Here is a 17,509-nt window from a genome sequence, read left to right as displayed (position 1 = left end):
GGCGCACGTGAGTCCATCGCCAGCAGGCTGGCTCCTACAGTTTTTCGGGAATGTGTGAAGAAAATCTCCCTTCGGACCCGCCCTCCCGGCAGGTCCGGTTTGATCCCGGCTACGGAACCCGGGGTACCCGCCACGACATGGCGCAGCGGCTCTCGGGCTCAAAACCGCAGCCGTACTCTTGTGCCAGGATGTCTGCAAGGCGCTTGCCCAGCGTTGCACCAGCGGTGACCTCAAACCCCAGCCGCCGGTAAAAGGGCGCGTTCCACGGCACCTGTGTGAAGGTCGTCAGCGTGACACAAGCCAGCTGATTCAAGCGTGCATATTCCATCGCCGTTTCAACCAGTCTTCGTCCCCAGCCCTGCCCTTGCACGGACTGTTTGACCGACAGTTCATGGATATGAAGATCGCTGCCGTGGCGTTCTGCACTCAGGAAACCCATGGGCCGAGCTTGCGCATCGACAGCCACCCAGCAAGTCGATAACGCGATCAACTGCCTGTGACGATCGACTGTCATGGTGGCAGCGTCCGCCAGCCAACCCAGCTCATCGATCGAGCGGAATGCCTGAGCGGCGCAACGCTCAACAGGCGGCAACAACGGTGCATCATCGGGTACAGCCAGGCGAATGTGTGCAGGCATGAGTCAGCTTTTCTCCTCGACGTCCCGAATCACGGCAGCAAGAATGCGGACCCCGTCATGAACTTGCTGCGGTGTCAGGCCGGCATAGCCCAGAATGAGTCCTGCGGGTCGCTCATGCTCTGCGCACGAGGGTTCGGCAAACAGCGGCGAGAGCGGATAAACGCCAACCCCGCGTTCGAGCGCCAGCGCCTGTAGCCTGGGCTCATCCTGAGCGCGCAGTGCCGATAACAGCAGCACGCCATGCAGGCCCGCCGCCATGCCGACCAGTTGCCCGCGCCCCGCCAGATATTGCTCGACGGCCTCCAGCAAAGCCCTTCGCCGCAGCTCATTGTCCCGGCGCAGACGGCGTACGTGGCGCTCATAAGTGCCACTCTCGATCAACGAGGCGAGCACGTTTTGCTCCCAGCGCGGTGAGTGACGATCGGTCAGCCGTTTGGCTTCACGGAAAACATGCACCAACTCCCGTGGCAGCACCAGATAGCCCAACCTCAGTTGCGGTGAAAGTGCCTTGGAGAAGGTCCCGACATAAATGACGCGGGCTTGCGTGTCCATCGATTGCAGCGCGTCGATGGGTCGCTGACCGTAACGAAACTCGCCGCCGTAATCGTCCTCAATGATCCACGCACGATGTCGACTCGCCCATCCCAGCAGTTCCAGGCGACGCGCGACAGGCAGCACCGCCCCCATGGGAAACTGGTGCGACGGCGTCACATAGGCCAGGCGCACGTGATCATCTTCCGGCAGAGCGCCGGTATTTAGCCCAAAGGTGTCGACGGACAGGGGCAGCGCCACGGCGCCCACCGCCTCAAAGCAATATCTGGCCATGCGGTAACCCGGTTCCTCGAAGACGAACCCATCGCCGGGGTTCAATAACAGTCGGGCACACAGGTCAAGTCCCTGCTGCGAGCCATGCACGACGAGGATTTGCTCCGCATCGCACGTCAGGCCTCGTGCCCGTTGCAGATAGCCTTGCAGGGCGCTGCGCAAACGCGCCTCCCCTTCGGGCTGCCCATACGCAAGGCTCGGCTGGCGCTTGACCAGTTCGGCACGATAGGCACGCTGCCAGCCCAGGGCCGGAAAGTCCCTTGAAGCGACCGAACCGTAGCGGAAATCGATGCGCGCACCCGGCGATGCCATGCTGTAGGGCTTCAGGTCGGCAACGCGCTGCCCGTACAGGGAAAGCGCAGGTGGTAGCGCTTTGTGCCGCACCGCGTTCCCCCTGGCGTGCCCGGACGAGGGAATGATCATGCTCGCGACCGTGGCAGCCTTACCCGTCGATGTCGCGACAAAGCCCTCGGCTGCCAGTTGCTCGTACGCCGCCGTCACCGTGGTTCGCGACACGCCGAGCTCGGCCGCCAGTGCCCTGGTCGACATCAGCTTCGTACCCGCTGCGAGCGTGCCCTCTTCGATCTGCGCCCGCAGCCTGGCATAGATACGGCGCTGCACACCGCGCAAGGATGCATCCGGCCCATCTGAAAACTGGCCCATGGAAAAACCTCAAAACTGGCACTTTCTGTGAAGCAGGTCGTGGTCGACATTATGAATACCCGGCCACCCGGAATGAAATCCCCATTTTCAACCGACCACTGCAAGGAGACCGCCTCTTGGAACTGGAACTGACCGCCACCACACTCCTTGTCACCTTCGCCGGGGTCTTTCTGATCTGCTTCATGAAAGGCGCGTTCGGCGGCGGCTTTGCCATTGTCGGCATTCCGCTGCTGTCGCTGGTGATGGACCCGATCACCGCCGGCGGACTGCTCGCGCCGCTGTTCATCGCCATGGACCTGTTCGGCCTGCGCTACTGGAAGCCGTCCACCTGGTCAAAACCGGACCTTCGTTTGCTGGTCCCCGGCCTGGTCGTCGGCATTGGCGTCGGCTATTGGCTCTTTCGCGTGATGGACCACCGCGCAGTCGCCATTGTGATGGCAGCGATCACACTGATTTTTGTCGGCCTCTGGTTCAAGGCCGGTGGAGAAGTCAGCGTACGTCCGCGCTCATCGCCCAAGGCGGTGGCCGCGGGTGTCACCTCGGGCATCACGACCATGGTCGCGCATTCAGGTGGACCACCCTTGGCGATGTACCTGTTGCCGCTGGGTCTGAGCAAGCAACTCTATGCCGGCACCACCAGCCTGTTCTTCACGGTGGGCAATCTCCTCAAGGCGGTGCCCTGGCTGCTGCTGGCCAAGCCCACGGGAAACGTGCTGAGCCTGATGCTCATTTGCCTGCTCGCCGTTCCCAGCGGTGTCTGGCTTGGCTGGCGGCTGCACGCCAGACTGGATCAACGCCAGATGTACCGCGCCTGTTACGGCTTGCTGGTGGTCACCGCCGTGAAGCTGCTTTGGGATGGCATCGGCGGCTACATCGCCTGAGACTGTCCCGCCATCTGAACGTATTGCTCAGCCTGACCCGGACTCGGGCATTGCAGTGGCGTCAACGCCACTGGAAATATCCGGTGGGCAAAAAACCAAATTGCCATGTGTTCCCTTCGTTCATTCTTGCGTCGCACTGTTCATTGTCCGTTCCCTGTACGTCTGGAGTTTCCCCAATGCCCTCGCCTAATTCCTTGCCCGCCGCGCTGCTGGGCCTGGCCCTTGTTTGTCCGGCCATGACCGAGGCTCAGGGCCTTGAACTGGGGCAAGTGCTGATCGGGGCCGAAGACCAGAGTGACGAAGACCAGGGGATCGAGGACGCCAGGGCCCGGCTGGCCCAGGTACCCGGCGGTACCAATGTGGTCGACATGCGCCGTCCGCTGCAGGGCCGTGTGGCGAGTAACCAGGATGTGCTGGCTTATCAGCCCGGGATCTATGCCCAGTCGGCGGGCAATGAGGGGGTGAAGATCTCGATCCGCGGATCGGGCATCAACCGTGCACCGGGTGCCCATGCCTCGGGGCTGTACACCATGCTCGACGGTCTGCCGCTGACCGGCCCTGGCGGCACGCCCTATGAACTGCTGGAACCGCTGTGGCTCGACCATGTGGAAGTGTTGCGCGGCGCCAACGGTTTCGACCGCGGTGCCCTGGCCTTGGGCGGGGCCATCGATTACGTCAGCCATACCGGCTACAACGCGCCAAAGTTGCAGGTACGCTACGCAACGGGCAGTCACGGGTATCAGCAGCGTCAGGTCAGTTCCGGACAGGTGCTGGGTGACTTCGATTACTACGTGGCCATGACCGACGCAAACGCCGACGGCTACCAGGACCACACGGCCAGCGAGAGCCAGGGCGTGATCGCCAACTTCGGTTATCGCTTCAACCCGAACCTGGAAACGCGCTTCTACCTGCGCCACCGCCAGACCGACAACGACCTCGCGGGACGGGTGACCAAGCACTCCATCGAGCACGATCCACGGGCGGCCAACCCCGCTTACGTGGCGCGGGACGACCGCCGCGACGAGCCCGGCAGCACCTTTATCGGCAACAAGACCACCTGGTACCTCGATGACGATTCGAGCATCCAGACCGGCCTGGTCTACCACGACTACCCCATGGACTTGCGTGAGGGGCCCAACCGCCTGAAGGTGGCGTACACGGACGTCAGCGGCACGTTCGACTACAAGCGCCGCGACACCCTCTGGGGCCTGCAAAGCCAGAGCACCCTGGGCCTGCGGGTGACCAAACACCTGCCCAACTCAGGGGCCAGCGAGTTCGTGCGCATCCCCACCGGCAACACCGCCGGTTATGCACCGGGCACGCTGATGCGCAACTTCACCTACCAGGGCTCGGACACGGTCCTGCATGTCGGCAACGACCTGGAGATCGCCGACGACCTGTGGCTGACCACCGGCATGGCCGCCATCTACACCCGCCGTGAAAGCGACGTCACCTATCCGCAGGAAGGCGGCAAGACCAGCCTGCACGACTGGGACTATGCCCCGCGCGTGGGCTTGCGCTACCAACTGACACCTGACCTGCAACTGTTCGGCAATCTCAGTCGCTCGGTCGAGGCGCCGCACCCCTGGTCGCTGATCTATAGCTCCAACATTCGCTTCCCCGCCGGCAGCGGCCCTGCCACAGGCGCCCAGCGCGATCCGGTCAAGCTGCAAAACCAGACCGCGACCACCCTGGAAATCGGTGGTCGCGGTGACAGCACCCTGGGCCAGTGGAGCCTGGCCTGGTACTACGCCCAGGTGCACCACGAGTTACTCTCGGTGTTGCCGGACGCCAATGCCACCACACCGTACGAGCTCAACGCCAGCCCCACCGTGCACCAGGGCGTCGAAGCCAGCCTGCTGAGCCCGCTCTGGTCGCCGGGCGATGGCGGCCAGTTGAGCCTGCGCCAGAGCTACACCTTCAGTGACTTCCACTTCCGCGACGATGACCGCTTCGGCGACAACCGCCTGCCGGGCCTGCCGATGCACTATTACCAGGGCGAACTGCGCTACGACTGGCCGCAAGGCTTCTTCGCCGCGGTCAACACGCAATGGGTGTCCAAGGTGGCGGTCGATTACGCCAACAGCTACTACGCCGATCCCTACGCCATATTCGGCGCGACCCTGGGCTACAACGCGCCCAAGGGCGACTGGCAGACCTGGCTGGACCTGCGCAACCTGACCGACAAGCACTATGCCGCCACCGTCACGCCAGGCTACGACGACAAAGGGCTGGACGCGGCACGCTCCACACCCGGCGAGGGCATGGCGATGTACGTCGGGGTGTCGTGGAGCCTGCTCTGAGATAAACCTCTACACGGACCTTGTAGCTGCCGCAGGCTGCGATCTTTTGACTTTTAACGAGCCCAAATCAAGATCAAGAGATCGCAGCCTGCGGCAGCTCCTACAGGGGTGTATGGCAGAGGTAAAAAAACGGCGCTCTGGGGCATCCCAGTGCTGGTCAACGGATGCGCACCTGACCTTTCGTGTAGGAGCTGCCGCAGGCTGCGATCTTTTGACTTTTAACGAGCCCAAATCAAGATCAAAAGATCGCAGCCTGCGGCAGCTCCTACAAGGGGTGTTGGTTGTTCACGGAATCGATTCACCTTGATTATTCGGCAAATATAGATAGCTGACTAATTACAAGCTCAACTATGATGAGCTAACTACTCCGCAGCAGACTTCACCATGACCGACATATTGACCCTTGGTTTTGCCCTGCATGACAGCGCCCGGCTGATGCGCAAGCGGTTCGAGCAACGCGCGCGGCATGTGGGCCTCACTCGCTCGCAGTGGCAAGTGCTGGCCATGTTGTCGACCCATGAAGGCATCCATCAGAAGGGGCTCGCGGACCTGCTGGAACTGGAGTCGATCACCCTCGTGCGCCTGCTGGACAAGATGGCCGAGCGCGGTTTGGTCGAGCGACGTCGTCACCCCACGGACCGGCGCCTGTCCCTGCTGTTCTTGACGGAACAGGCCCACCCGCTCCTGGAACTCATGCGCGACATGGGCCGGACGACTCGCCAGGAAGCCACCCGCGGATTCTCTGCCGAGGAGGAACAACTGCTGCTGCAGATGATGAAGCGGATGAGGTCGAATCTGATCGAAGCCTGCAGTCTTCCCGTCGAAGAGTCGGAGTCGTCGTCATGATTGAAAGACGCCAGTTCGTGCGCACCACGCTCTTTGCTTTGTTACCCATCGCGCTGGTGGTCGGCGGTTACCTGTATGTCACCGGCGGGCAGATCATTTCCACCGACAACGCCTACATTCAGGCCGATCATGTCGGCGTCTCGACCGATGTCTCGGGGCTGGTCGCCTCGGTGGAGGTCAAGGACAACCAGCGGGTCGTCAAGGGTCAGGTCCTGTTCACCCTGAAGCCCGAGCCCTTTGAGATTGCGCTGGCCAGTGCCAGGGCGCAGTTGAATAACGTGCGCAATCAGATCCTCAATCTCCAGGCCAATTACAGGCAAGCGCAGGCCGAGATCGACCAGGCGCAAATCGACCTCGCCTACTACCAGGCCAGCTTCCAGCGCCAGCAAACCCTGCTCAGCGTCTCTGCGGTTTCCAAAACCAACTACGACGATGCCAAGCACGCGCTGGACAGCACCCGGCAGAAAATCACGGTGGCCAGGGCCACGGCGCAAATGGTGCTGGCACAACTGGGCGGAACCATCGACACCCCCGTCGAGCAACAGTCCACCTATCTGATTGCCCAGGCCGCCGTCGACGAAGCCCGGCGCAACCTGGACAACTCGGTGGTCAGGGCTTCGTTCGACGGTGTCGTGACCAACGTCGATTCGCTGCAGGTCGGTTCCTACCTGCAGCCACCCCAGTCGGGCATCAGCCTGGTGTCGGCCGATCGCCTGTGGGTCGCTGCGTCCCCCAAGGAAACCGAGCTGACCCACATGAAACCCGGTCAACCCGTCCAGATCAGCGTCGACAGCTACCCCGGCGTGCAGTGGCACGGCACCGTCGACAGCATCAGCCCGGCGTCGGGTTCAAGCTTCTCGCTGCTGCCCGCGCAAAACACCACGGGCAACTGGGTCAAGGTCGTGCAACGGATTCCCGTGCGCATCAGCATCGATGATGCCGGGGAAAAACCGCCGCTGCGCACCGGCATGAGTGTGCAGGCCGAGATCGACACCGGCTCGGCCCGCGGCCTGCCGCACCTGTTCTCGGGGCTGCTGGCGAGCAAGGCCCCGGCCCTGGCTCATGAGTAACCCGGCGCCGACCGAACCGGTGGCCCATCGCGGGATGATCACCGCCTGCGTCGTGCTGGCGGTGATCATGCAGGCGCTCGACACCACCATCGCCAACGTCGCCCTGCCCTACATGCAAGGCAGCATCTCGGCCAGTTCGGACCAGATCAACTGGGTGCTGACGTCCTACATCGTTGCCGCCGCAATCATGACCCCGCCGTCGGCTTTCCTGGCCCGGCGCTTCGGGCGCAAACGCGTGCTGCTGTGGGCGATTGTCGGCTTCGTGGTCTCGTCGATCCTGTGCGGCCTGGCGCAATCGCTGGAAGAAATCATCCTCGCCCGCCTGCTGCAGGGCCTGGCGGGCGCGGCGCTGGTGCCGCTGTCCCAGGGCATTCTGCTGGACATCTACAGCCTCAAGGAACGCGGTTCAGCCATGGCGCTGTTCGGCGTATCGGTGATGGTCGGTCCGGTGCTGGGGCCGATGCTCGGCGGCTGGCTGACGGAAAATTTCAGTTGGCGCTGGGTGTTCTTCATCAATTTGCCCATCGGTATGCTCGCGCTGGCCGGGATCGTCTATTACGTCAGCGAAACCACCACCGACACCTCGAGCCGCCTGGACTGGCTCGGCTTCGGCTCGCTGAGCGTGGCGATCATGGCCCTGCAACTGTTTCTCGACCGGGGCGAACAACTGGGCTGGTTCGCTTCCGGTGAAATCCTCGTCGAAGCCATAGTGGCCGCTGTCGCCTTGTATGTATTTCTGGTCCACACCTTCACCACCGACAGACCATTCATCAGCCCGCAGCTGTTCAAGGACCGCAACTTTTCGATCAGCGTCGTGTTTATCTTTATCGTCGGCATCACCTACCTGGCCTCACTGGCGCTGATGACCCCTTACCTGCAAACCCTGATGGGTTATCCGGTGCTGACCGCCGGCATGGTGATGGGCCCCCGCGGCCTGGGCACGATGCTGACCATGTTCCTCGCCGGCCGCCTGTTGGGCAAAGTCGATACCCGCCTGTTACTGCTGATTGGCCTGGGCTTGTCAGCCCTGTCGATGGGGCTGATGACCGGCTGGACGCCGGATGTGTCGATGCAAACCGTCATCTGGGTCGGCTTCATCCAGGGCACCAGCCTGGGCATGCTGTTCGTGCCATTGACCACAGTTGCCTTCGCGACCCTGCCCGCCTCCTTGCGCGCCGAAGGCACCGGGCTTTACAGCCTGTCGCGCAACGTCGGGTCCAGTGTCGGGATATCCATCGTCACCGTGCTGCTGACCCAGAACATCCAGGCCAACCACGAGCAGATCGGCGCCTACGTCACGCCCTTCAACCGCGCCTTCGACGCAGGGTCGATCAAGAACTACCTGGACCCGATGGCCGCCTCCGGCCGCGCCGCCCTGGACGCGCTGGTCAATGTACAAGCCAGCTGGATCGCCTACGTCGACGACTTCAAGCTGCTGATGCTGTTGTCACTGGCGGTCATGCCGTTGTTGCTGATTATCAAGACCCCGAAGACCCAGGCCAACGAAGCGCCGGCCCCCGTGATGGAGTAAAGACCGATCTTCACAAACGCAAAAACCGGGGCCCGCCCGGTTCTTGCGCCACTGGCGCCGCGTCAGACCTCGAAGTCGGTGGACAGCGCCAACGCTTTCCATTCGCTCAACTCAGCCTCCACAAAGCGGTTTTTCGCCTCGATGCGTGCCACGGTGTCGCTGCCCAGCGCCAGGCGTTGTGGCGGTTTCGGCGCGTTGACCAGCGCGAGCATCGCTTCGGCAAACTTCACCGGATCCCCAGGCTGCGCATGGTTGGCGCCTTCGGCAAACTGGCGCATCTTGCCGACGGTTTCCTCGTAGTCCGGCAGTTCCAGGGCGGTCTTGATCAGCGACTGCTCGTCCAGGAAGTCGGTGCGGAAGAACCCGGGTTCGACAACCGTCGCATGGATGCCCAGCGGCGCCAGCTCCTGATGCAGCGCTTCGGTAATGCCCTCCACCGCAAACTTGGTGGAACCGTAGACGCCCCAGCCCATGTAGGCCTGATAGCCGCCGATCGACGAGATATTGATCACATGACCGCTACGCTGGCGACGCATGTGCGGCAGTACCGCGCGGGTGACGTTGAGCACGCCGAACACGTTGGTGGCGAACAGGCGCTGGGTTTCGCTGGCGCTGGTCTCTTCCACCGCGCCCAGCACGCCGAAGCCGGCATTGTTGATCAGCACATCAATGCGCCCGAAACGCTTGATGCCCTCGGCGACCGCCTGATGTGCCTCTTCCTCGCGGGTGACGTCCAGCCGCACGGCGAGCAGGTTCGGGTGATCGCCCAAGCGGTCAGTGATGTCTTGTGGTTGACGAGCGGTGGCAATCACAGCGTCGCCGGCACGCAGGGCGTGTTCTGCGATGAGGGTGCCAAAACCACGGGAAGCGCCAGTAATGAACCAGGTACGCATTTCAACTCCTCCTGTCAGCGACCCGAGCGTTGTTGCCGGGCCTTCTCGATGAGTTGATGCCACTTTAAGGCTGTGCTACTGATGTGATAATCCCAGCAATTTTGCATGCCTTTGTGAATGGTGCTCATAAATGAAATCCCCCTCCACCGCCGACCTGTCGATCTTCCTGTGCATCGCCCGGCACCTGAACTTCAGCCGGGCAGCGGTCGAACTGGGTCTGACGCCCTCGGCACTCAGTCACTCATTGCGAGCGCTGGAGAATCGCCTGGGCGTACGCCTGTTCAATCGCACGACGCGCAGCGTGGCGCTGACCGACGCCGGGGAACGCCTTTTCGCACGGCTGAAACCAGCCTTCCGGGACATCGATGATGCCTTGGAAGACCTCAATAGCTTTCGTGACAAGCCCTCAGGGAACCTGCGCATGACAGCAGGTCGACAGGCCTGTGAGCTGGTGCTCTTGCCGATCGTCAGCCGGTTCCTCAAGGAGTATCCGGATATCCGCCTTGAGATCGTTGAAAGCGACGCCTTGGTCGACGTGGTGGCTGGGGGTTTTGATGCGGGGGTACGTTTTGGCAACCGTCTGGAAGCCGACATGGTCTCGCGGCCTGTCGGACCGAACATGCGCTCGGTAGTCGTGGGCTCGCCGGCATTCTTCGAGCGACATGCCGCCCCCCAAAAACCCGAGGACTTGCATGGCGTCCCGTGCATCCGCCATCGCTTCCCCAGCGGCTCGCTGTACCGCTGGGAATTCGAACGCGGCGCGATCACCCAGGAAATCGACGTCAGCGGCCCGCTCACGCTCGGCGATGTCAGCCTGATGATCGGCCCGGCACTGCAGGGTGTGGGGCTGGCCTACGTGTTCGAGGACATGGTCACCGCGTACCTGGCCGATGGCCGCCTGATCCAGGTGCTGGCCGATTGGTGCCCCTTTTACCCGGGCCTGCACCTGTATTACCCCAGCCGCCGTCATGTGCCCGCAGCGCTCAAGGCCTTCATCGACTTTGCCTGTACGGCTCGACACGCCACCGCCCGCGACGACTAAGCTTTTTGTAACCTCACCTCGTCCCTCAAGGAGCTATCCATGAGTGCCGCTGCCCTGTCCGAACTCGATGCCGCCCTGCCCGGCCTGACCCGCAAGATCCGCGTGCTCGATGCGCTGTCCTGGCCCGATGGCGTCGAGGAGGACTTCCTGGCGAAATGGCGCAGCGGGCGGGCCACGCTGCCCAATGTCAAGTTACAGCCCCGCGACCACAGCGCCGACATCGCCGCCCTGGAAACCTTTATCAGCCATTGCGATGTGGGGCATCCGGCGGGGAACTACCTGGCCCTGACCGCCCGTAGCTATGCCACGGCCGGGCAGATGCTGGGGGCCATGGGGACTCCCGCCTTTACCCAATACTCGTCAGCGCTGTACCGGCGTCCGGATTTCCATTATTCGCGCCTGCAACTGAGCATGCTCGACGCGGCCCGGTTCTTCCTCGACACCACCGAGGCCTTGCTCGGGGGGGCACGCATTCCACCCTGCCCCGCCGAGATCCCGGCCAAGGTGTTCGCCGCCTGGATTCAACCGGAACTGGACCGTTTCTTCGGCGCCGGACAGATCACGGTCGTGCTTGATCCGAACCTGGCCGCCAAGGCCATTGCCGGATCGAGCCGCATTCGCCTGCGGGCCAGTGCGCTGTTCACGGAGCTGGACAAGCATCAGCTGTTGCAACACGAGGCCTTCGTGCATGTCGCCACCGCACAGAACGGCGCGCGGCAGCCCAACCTCACCAGCCTGGGCCTGGGCGCACCGCGCACAACCCAGACCCAGGAGGGCATTGCCACCCTGGCCGAACTGTTCACCGGCAGCATGGACATCAACCGCCTGCGTCGCCTGGCCCTGCGCGTGCTGGCCGTCCAGCAGGCGCTGGAGGGCGCCGATTTCATCCAGGTATTCGAAGGATTTCTGGCGGCCGGGCAGACGCAGGAGGAATCCTTCCGCTCTACCCAACGGGTGTTCCGCGGCGCCGATCTGCGGGGCGGTTCAGCCTTTACCAAGGATGCCGCTTACCTGACCGGGCTGCTCGGCGTCCACACCCTGCTGCGCATTGCAATCCGCGATAACCGGCCGGAACTGATCGGGCATCTGTTTGCAGGGCGCCTCAGCCTGGCGGACACGGTGCGCCTGGCGCCATTGTTCGAATCCGGCTGGCTCAAGGGGCCGACCTACCTTCCGGCCTGGGCCTCTGATCTGCGTCTGCTGGCGGCCAACCTGGCCTTCTCGGCGTTCATCTCCCGGATCAAGCTGGATGTGCTGGACCTGGACGTGTTCATGGCATTTGCCGAGGAACACGAAAGCGATGCCAGCGCACATTGATCAGAATCAGACCTGGATCACAGCGTTTCAAAGCCAGCCGAGGTCCTTCAAATGAGCTGCTACCATTAGGAAGCGGTGTCGAGGCGCAGCTCTGTGGCTTGCAGGGTCGGCTTTGACCTGCCAGGGATTGATCCACTCATTTCAAGCCTGACCACATGGGGGGTGCAATGCACATTCCATTTCTTTACGCGTTGTCGGCCGTACTGTTATTGAGCGGATCTTCCAGCCTGGCACTGGGTGCGGGTGAGACCGCTGCCGCACCCGCCCCGGTTCCGGCACCCGCCGCAGCCCCCGTACCGGCAAGCACGCCCACTGCAGCGCCCGCCGCCCAAGTGACGAAGGATCCAGTGTTCAACCAGGAACAGCTGGACCAGATGCTGGCGCCCATTGCGCTTTACCCGGACCCTCTGTTTGCACAGGTGCTGATGGCCACCACCTACCCCGGGGAAGTCGGCGAGGCCGTCAGCTGGTCCAAAGCGCACCCGGACGCCAAGGGTGACGACGCGGTCAAACAGGTGGCGAACCAGCCCTGGGACCCGAGCGTGCAGGCACTGGTCGCTTTCCCGCAGGTTCTGGCAACGCTGGGGCAGGATCCCGTCTGGGTGCAACGCCTGGGTGATGCCTTCCTGGCGCAGCCCGACGATGTCATGGAAAGCGCGCAACGCTTGCGTCGCCAGGCACAGGCAGCCGGTAATCTGCAGAGCAACCAGTATCAGAACGTGACGATCCAGAATGTCGCGGCGCCAGCACCTGCAACCACGAATGCGGCACCGGCTCCAGCGCCAGCACCGGCGCCTGCTGCTGAACCGGCGCCGGCCAGCAGCTCCACCATCATCATCCAGCCTGCCGATCCGCAGGTGGTGTACGTCCCCACGTATAACCCGACGACCACCTACGGCACCTGGCCCTACCCGGCGTCGCCGCCGGCGTACTATCCACCGCCACCGGCCTATTACCCTGGCCAGGCCCTGGTGGCCGGACTCGCGTTTGGCGCCGGCGTGGCGATCATTGGATCGTTGTGGGGGGAATGTGACTGGGGCAATAACGACATCGACATCGACGTCAATCGCTACAACAACATCAACGGCAACAACCGGATCACCAACAACAAATGGCAGCACAACCCGGTGCACCGCAATGGCGTGCCCTATCGAGACAATGCGAGCCGCGCACAGTACGGCCGCCAACTCAACGGTGCCAGTCAGCGTGAAGCCTATCGCGGGGACACTGCCCAGCGCGCCCAGGCCCGTGAAAATGCCCGCAGTTCAATGGACAAGCACGGTATCGAACGACCTGCCACCAGCAACCGCGAAGCCCGTGACCAAACGCGCAAGCTCCAGTCCGGGGCCGCGGACGGCAATCGGGTACAGGCTGGTGCGGACAGGCCCAGGGCGGCTGACAGAGGCCAGGGTACCGCCAGAAATACCCGGGAAAACCAGCAGCCCAGGCCCCAGGCCCGCCAGGAACCCAGAAACCAGACCGCCCAGTTGAACCAGCGCAGGGAAGGCGCCGCGCAGACGCGGCAGGCGCCGAACAAACGACCGGCCGCCAGTGCCGGCAGTGCCCGCAACAATGCGTTCGCCGGCGCACGCTCACCGTCCCAGGCCAACGTCCAGGCCAATCGTGGCCGGGCCAGCCAGGCATCCGCCCATCGCCCCAGTGCCGCCCGCTCGGCCGGTCACCAGGTCAGTCGGCCGTCCAATCCACCAGCGCGTCAAAGGGGGGGCCGTCGTTGAAAAACCATCCTCGAATGAAAGGACTCATGGGCTTGCTGCCTCCTGTCCTTGCGGTAGCTGCCGGGTTGCTGTGGTCGTGCATGGCGACGGCGCAGCAAGCCTTTCCAACACCGGAAAAGGCTGCAGAAGCCTTGGTCCAGGCACTGGGTACGGAACACGCCGACCAGGCACGCCTGACGGAACTGCTCGGCAGTGACTGGCACAACTACGTCCCGCGTGAAGGCGTGCAGCGCAAAGACGTCGATGCGTTTTTGCAGCAATACCGCGAGCAACACCACATTGAAAAAAGCGGTGACAACAAGGGCATCCTGGCGGTCGGCCCCGATAATTGGACACTGCCGATCCCCCTGGTAAAAGTGGCGAACGGCTGGCGCTTCGACATGAAGGCCGGCAGTGCCGAGATCCGCGCACGCCAGATCGGCCGCAATGAACTCGACGCAGTGCAATCGGTGCTGGCCTATCACGACGCCCAGATGGACTATGCGTCAGTCGATCGGGACGGTGATGGCGCACTCGAATATGCGCAGAAAATCTTCAGCACCCCCGGCAAGCACGACGGACTCTATTGGGCACCAGACGATAGCGGCCAGATCAGCCCGCTGGGGCCTTCGTTCGGCAAAGCCATTGCCGACGAAGAATGGCATGGCTACCGCTTCCGCATCCTTCATGGCCAGGGGCCTTCGGCACCGGGTGGTGCCTACAGTTACCTCATCGGCGACAAAATGAGCCGCGGCTTTGCCCTGATTGCCTGGCCGGCGAAATACAACGACACCGGGGTGATGAGCTTCATGATCAGCCACGAAGGCCAGGTGTTCGAAAAAGACCTGGGGCCCGAAGGTGAAAAACTGGCGCTGGCGATGAAGCGCTTTGACCCCGATGACAGCTGGCAGGAGGTGGCGGCAGATCAGGATCAGGATCAGGAGTAGCCCGCCGCAACCTGCTACGGGCTTGCAGAACTATTGAAACGACAGGACGAATCGCTCTTCGCGGCCCGGGCTGTCGTCACGGCCAGGTTGCTCAAGCTTGAATCCGCACCGGTCCAGTACCTTTCTGGAGCCCAGGTTTTCCTTGTAGGCATAGGCCACCAGTTGCGCAAGTCCCCAGCGCACCTGTGCCTGCTGGATCAGATGCCTCAGCGCCCGTGTTGCCAACCCCTGCCCGCACACGCGCTGATCGACCCGGTAGCCCACTTCGGCAGACCCCATCGCCAGGTCGATGCTTTTCAGATTGGCTCGACCAACGATTGCCTGGCTTGAGTCCTCGATGACAAACGGGTGCCAGGCGCCGCTGGCCAAACCCGACAGATAGCTATCGATATGATCGGCGACACCGCGCAACGAATAAAACGCTGGGTCGCGCGCATCGATATGCGATTCGAACCATTCACGGTTGCGGATTTCGAACGCCAGTAAAGCCTCAGCGTCAGTGGTTTTCAGCTCGCGAACGTTAAACGAATCCATGCACTGCATCTCCTTTGCCTTGTGTCGAAACAGCGCAAGTCTATCGCATACCTGAACATCCCCGCCTTTCTTGAGCCTTGGCGACTTGCACAAAACATATGGATAAACGTATATTCGAATAACCATATGTACAGAGCCACGCCAATGCTCAACCCTGCCGTCGTATTCAAATGCCTGTCCGACGAAACCCGCGCCCGGGCCACTTTGCTCATCGCCCGTGAAGGCGAGTTATGCGTGTGTGAGCTGGTCTATGCCCTGGACGATAGCCAGCCGAAAATTTCCCGCCATCTTGCCCAGCTTCGCGGATGCGGCCTGCTTCTGGACCGTCGCCAGGGGCAATGGGTGTATTACCGGCTCAACCCTGATCTGCCGGCGTGGGTGCGTGATGTTCTGCAGACCACGCTGGCAGCGAACGCCGACTGGCTCAAGGACAACAGCACCCGCCTGAACGCCATGGGCGACCGCCCTCTCAACACTGCCGCCTGCTGCTGACCCTTCAACCGTCGAGAATCCACATGCTGACTGCGTTTTCCATTTTCCTGCTCACCATGGTGTTGGTCATCTGGCAACCCAAGGGCCTGGGCGTCGGTTGGAGCGCCTCCCTGGGCGCCGTTCTGGCCCTGCTGGCAGGCGTCGTGACGCTGCACGATATTCCGCTGGTGTGGGCCATTGTCTGGAACGCCACCGCGACCTTCATCTCGCTGATCATCATCAGCCTGTTGCTCGATGAGGCCGGGTTCTTCCAGTGGGCCGCCTTGCATGTGGCACGCTGGGCCAAGGGTGACGGACGACGCCTGTTCGTCTTCACGATACTGCTGGGGGCCGGCGTCTCCGCGTTGTTTGCCAATGACGGCGCCGCCCTGATCCTGACCCCCATCGTTGTTTCAATCCTGCTCGCACTGCGTTTTTCGCCAGCGTCCACCCTGGCGTTCGTCATGGCGGCCGGCTTTATCGCCGACACGGCGAGCCTGCCCCTGGTGGTGTCCAACCTCGTCAACATCGTTTCGGCGGACTACTTCGACCTGGGGTTTGCCGAATACGCGGCCATCATGGTGCCGGTCAATCTGGTTGCCGTGGCGACCACCCTTGTGGTGCTGTACCGGTTTTTCCGCCGTGACATTCCCCGGCACTACGCGCTCGATGACGTGATGGATCCGCGACGCGCCGTGCGTGATCCCCTGACCTTCCGCGTCGGCTGGATCGTTCTGGCCCTGTTGTTGGTCGGGCTGTTTGCCCTGGAGCCCCTGGGCATTCCGGTCAGCGCCATCGCAGCGGTCTGTGCCGCGCTGCTGTTCGCCGTGGCGGCGCGCGGGCATGTGATTTCCACCCGCCGGGTGCTGCGTGAGGCGCCCTGGCAGGTCGTGATCTTTTCCCTGGGCATGTACCTGGTGGTGTACGGGCTGAAGAACGCCGGACTGACCACCTACATGACCATGGCCCTGAACCGCATGGCCGAGTTCGGCATCTGGGGCGCCGCGCTGGGCACCGGCCTGCTTACGGCCTTGCTGTCATCGGGCATGAACAACATGCCCACCGTGCTGGTGGGCGCACTGTCGATTCAAGCCAGTGACGCCACCGGCGTAGTGCGTGAAGCCATGATCTACGCCAACGTCATCGGCTCTGACCTGGGCCCCAAGATCACCCCCATCGGCAGCCTGGCCACCCTGCTCTGGCTGCATGTTCTGGAGCGCAAGGGCATCCGCATTACCTGGGGTTACTACTTCAAGGTCGGCGTGGTCCTGACGCTGCCGATCCTGCTCATCACCTTGTCTGCCCTGGCCTTGCGCCTGAGCGTCTAGCCCTGTGCGCCTGCAAAGAGGAGTCACCATGCGCGTTCTGTTTATGTGTACCGCCAACAGCTGTCGCAGCATCCTGTCCGAAGCCATGTTCAACCATCTCGCGCCAGAAGGCTTCGAGGCGATCAGTGCCGGCAGCTTCCCCAAGGGACAGGTGCTGCCCCGCAGCCTGAGCACCTTGCAAGAGGCCGGCATTGCCATCGACGGCTTGAGCAGCAAAGGCAACGAGGCTTTCGAAGCCAACCCGCCGGACATCGTCATCACGGTCTGCGACAAGGCTGCCGGCGAAGCGTGCCCGGTGTACTTCGGACCGGCACTGAAAGCCCATTGGGGCCTGGAAGACCCCTCGGACATAACGGGTGATGAAGCACGGATAGCGGCGGCGTTCCACTCAACCCTGGCGCGCATCGAAACGCGCTGCCGGGCGTTCCTCGAACTGCCTTTTGCACAACTTGACCGCGATGCATTGAAGCGCGAACTCGAACGCATCGGCACGCTTTGACCGGAGC

The 17,509-nt window shown here is 62.7% G+C and carries 16 protein-coding genes; 12 read left to right on the top strand and 4 right to left on the bottom strand.

Features of this window, described 5'->3' with window-relative positions; all coding sequences use genetic code 11:
• Positions 1 to 109 precede the first annotated feature (109 nt).
• A complete protein-coding gene (locus tag C9422_RS26465) occupies positions 110 to 637 on the bottom strand; it encodes a GNAT family N-acetyltransferase (RefSeq protein ID WP_116582719.1) in 528 nt (175 codons plus the stop codon).
• Between the two features lie 3 nt (positions 638 to 640).
• Complete coding sequence (locus C9422_RS26460) at positions 641 to 2,125, bottom strand: PLP-dependent aminotransferase family protein (RefSeq protein WP_116582718.1); 1,485 nt, start codon at positions 2,123 to 2,125, stop codon at positions 641 to 643.
• A 116-nt stretch (positions 2,126 to 2,241) separates the two neighbouring features.
• On the opposite strand from C9422_RS26460, the gene C9422_RS26455 reads away from it, so the two are divergent.
• The 5 genes from C9422_RS26455 (at position 2,242) to C9422_RS26435 (ending at position 8,756) form a co-directional block, all read left to right on the top strand.
• Positions 2,242 to 3,006: a sulfite exporter TauE/SafE family protein gene (locus C9422_RS26455; protein WP_116582717.1), complete on the top strand. Its 765-nt coding sequence runs from the start codon at positions 2,242 to 2,244 to the stop codon at positions 3,004 to 3,006.
• A gap of 176 nt (positions 3,007 to 3,182) precedes the next feature.
• Positions 3,183 to 5,309, top strand: a complete 2,127-nt coding sequence (locus tag C9422_RS26450) for a TonB-dependent receptor domain-containing protein (RefSeq protein ID WP_116582716.1) — start codon at positions 3,183 to 3,185, stop codon at positions 5,307 to 5,309.
• 384 nt (positions 5,310 to 5,693) lie between these two features.
• Entirely contained in the window at positions 5,694 to 6,155 is a 462-nt protein-coding gene (locus tag C9422_RS26445) for a MarR family winged helix-turn-helix transcriptional regulator (RefSeq protein WP_116582715.1), read from the top strand.
• Complete coding sequence (locus tag C9422_RS26440; RefSeq protein WP_256590035.1) at positions 6,152 to 7,225, top strand: HlyD family secretion protein; 1,074 nt, start codon at positions 6,152 to 6,154, stop codon at positions 7,223 to 7,225. The genes C9422_RS26445 and C9422_RS26440 overlap by 4 nt, the downstream gene beginning before the upstream one ends.
• On the top strand, positions 7,218 to 8,756 hold the full coding sequence (locus C9422_RS26435; RefSeq protein ID WP_116582714.1) for a DHA2 family efflux MFS transporter permease subunit: 1,539 nt from the start codon (positions 7,218 to 7,220) through the stop codon (positions 8,754 to 8,756). The genes C9422_RS26440 and C9422_RS26435 overlap by 8 nt, the downstream gene beginning before the upstream one ends.
• A 62-nt stretch (positions 8,757 to 8,818) precedes the next feature.
• Here the strand turns inward: C9422_RS26435 and C9422_RS26430 are convergent, their stop codons facing one another.
• Positions 8,819 to 9,649, bottom strand: a complete 831-nt coding sequence (locus C9422_RS26430; protein WP_116582713.1) for an oxidoreductase — start codon at positions 9,647 to 9,649, stop codon at positions 8,819 to 8,821.
• A gap of 130 nt (positions 9,650 to 9,779) precedes the next feature.
• On the opposite strand from C9422_RS26430, the gene C9422_RS26425 reads away from it, so the two are divergent.
• The 4 genes from C9422_RS26425 (at position 9,780) to C9422_RS26410 (ending at position 14,670) form a co-directional block, all read left to right on the top strand.
• Entirely contained in the window at positions 9,780 to 10,691 is a 912-nt protein-coding gene (locus C9422_RS26425) for a LysR family transcriptional regulator (protein WP_116582712.1), read from the top strand.
• A 39-nt stretch (positions 10,692 to 10,730) separates the two neighbouring features.
• Positions 10,731 to 12,008, top strand: coding sequence for a flavohemoglobin expression-modulating QEGLA motif protein (locus C9422_RS26420; protein WP_116582711.1), 1,278 nt, complete (start codon positions 10,731 to 10,733; stop codon positions 12,006 to 12,008).
• Positions 12,009 to 12,175: 167 nt separating this feature from the next.
• Positions 12,176 to 13,744 carry a DUF3300 domain-containing protein gene (locus C9422_RS26415; RefSeq protein ID WP_116582710.1) on the top strand — a complete coding sequence of 523 codons (1,569 nt, stop codon included), beginning with the start codon at positions 12,176 to 12,178 and terminating at the stop codon, positions 13,742 to 13,744.
• A gap of 26 nt (positions 13,745 to 13,770) precedes the next feature.
• Positions 13,771 to 14,670 carry a DUF2950 domain-containing protein gene (locus C9422_RS26410; RefSeq protein WP_116582709.1) on the top strand — a complete coding sequence of 300 codons (900 nt, stop codon included), beginning with the start codon at positions 13,771 to 13,773 and terminating at the stop codon, positions 14,668 to 14,670.
• 30 nt (positions 14,671 to 14,700) lie between these two features.
• On the opposite strand, the gene C9422_RS26405 is transcribed toward C9422_RS26410, so the two are convergent.
• On the bottom strand, positions 14,701 to 15,204 hold the full coding sequence (locus tag C9422_RS26405; RefSeq protein WP_116582708.1) for a GNAT family N-acetyltransferase: 504 nt from the start codon (positions 15,202 to 15,204) through the stop codon (positions 14,701 to 14,703).
• Positions 15,205 to 15,348: 144 nt separating this feature from the next.
• On the opposite strand from C9422_RS26405, the gene C9422_RS26400 reads away from it, so the two are divergent.
• Genes C9422_RS26400 through C9422_RS26390 form a run of 3 tightly spaced genes read left to right on the top strand, consistent with a single transcriptional unit; the run spans position 15,349 to position 17,502 of the window.
• A complete protein-coding gene (locus C9422_RS26400) occupies positions 15,349 to 15,696 on the top strand; it encodes a metalloregulator ArsR/SmtB family transcription factor (RefSeq protein ID WP_116582707.1) in 348 nt (115 codons plus the stop codon).
• Between the two features lie 23 nt (positions 15,697 to 15,719).
• Positions 15,720 to 17,003 (top strand): arsenic transporter, encoded by a 1,284-nt coding sequence (locus tag C9422_RS26395; RefSeq protein ID WP_007978309.1) that lies wholly within the window; start codon positions 15,720 to 15,722, stop codon positions 17,001 to 17,003.
• A gap of 28 nt (positions 17,004 to 17,031) precedes the next feature.
• On the top strand, positions 17,032 to 17,502 hold the full coding sequence (locus tag C9422_RS26390; protein WP_102674275.1) for an arsenate reductase ArsC: 471 nt from the start codon (positions 17,032 to 17,034) through the stop codon (positions 17,500 to 17,502).
• The last annotated feature ends 7 nt before the right edge of the window (positions 17,503 to 17,509 follow it).

The sequence above is a fragment of the Pseudomonas sp. B1(2018) genome, assembly GCF_003097365.1.
Lineage (GTDB): Bacteria > Pseudomonadota > Gammaproteobacteria > Pseudomonadales > Pseudomonadaceae > Aquipseudomonas > Aquipseudomonas laurylsulfatiphila.
This window is presented reverse-complemented; position numbering and strand designations above follow the sequence as displayed.

Excerpts from the sequence above, each read along its gene's own strand:
- C9422_RS26405 (WP_116582708.1), bottom strand. The coding sequence starts at position 15,204 with ATGGATTCGTTTAACGTTCGCGAGCTGAAAACCACTGACGCTGAGGCT.
- C9422_RS26395 (WP_007978309.1), top strand. The coding sequence starts at position 15,720 with ATGCTGACTGCGTTTTCCATTTTCCTGCTCACCATGGTGTTGGTCATC.
- C9422_RS26465 (WP_116582719.1), bottom strand. The coding sequence starts at position 637 with ATGCCTGCACACATTCGCCTGGCTGTACCCGATGATGCACCGTTGTTG.
- C9422_RS26420 (WP_116582711.1), top strand. The coding sequence starts at position 10,731 with ATGAGTGCCGCTGCCCTGTCCGAACTCGATGCCGCCCTGCCCGGCCTG.
- C9422_RS26415 (WP_116582710.1), top strand. The coding sequence starts at position 12,176 with ATGCACATTCCATTTCTTTACGCGTTGTCGGCCGTACTGTTATTGAGC.
- C9422_RS26430 (WP_116582713.1), bottom strand. The coding sequence starts at position 9,649 with ATGCGTACCTGGTTCATTACTGGCGCTTCCCGTGGTTTTGGCACCCTC.
- C9422_RS26440 (WP_256590035.1), top strand. The coding sequence starts at position 6,152 with ATGATTGAAAGACGCCAGTTCGTGCGCACCACGCTCTTTGCTTTGTTA.
- C9422_RS26450 (WP_116582716.1), top strand. The coding sequence starts at position 3,183 with ATGCCCTCGCCTAATTCCTTGCCCGCCGCGCTGCTGGGCCTGGCCCTT.
- C9422_RS26460 (WP_116582718.1), bottom strand. The coding sequence starts at position 2,125 with ATGGGCCAGTTTTCAGATGGGCCGGATGCATCCTTGCGCGGTGTGCAG.
- C9422_RS26390 (WP_102674275.1), top strand. The coding sequence starts at position 17,032 with ATGCGCGTTCTGTTTATGTGTACCGCCAACAGCTGTCGCAGCATCCTG.
- C9422_RS26435 (WP_116582714.1), top strand. The coding sequence starts at position 7,218 with ATGAGTAACCCGGCGCCGACCGAACCGGTGGCCCATCGCGGGATGATC.
- C9422_RS26445 (WP_116582715.1), top strand. The coding sequence starts at position 5,694 with ATGACCGACATATTGACCCTTGGTTTTGCCCTGCATGACAGCGCCCGG.
- C9422_RS26400 (WP_116582707.1), top strand. The coding sequence starts at position 15,349 with ATGCTCAACCCTGCCGTCGTATTCAAATGCCTGTCCGACGAAACCCGC.
- C9422_RS26410 (WP_116582709.1), top strand. The coding sequence starts at position 13,771 with ATGGGCTTGCTGCCTCCTGTCCTTGCGGTAGCTGCCGGGTTGCTGTGG.
- C9422_RS26425 (WP_116582712.1), top strand. The coding sequence starts at position 9,780 with ATGAAATCCCCCTCCACCGCCGACCTGTCGATCTTCCTGTGCATCGCC.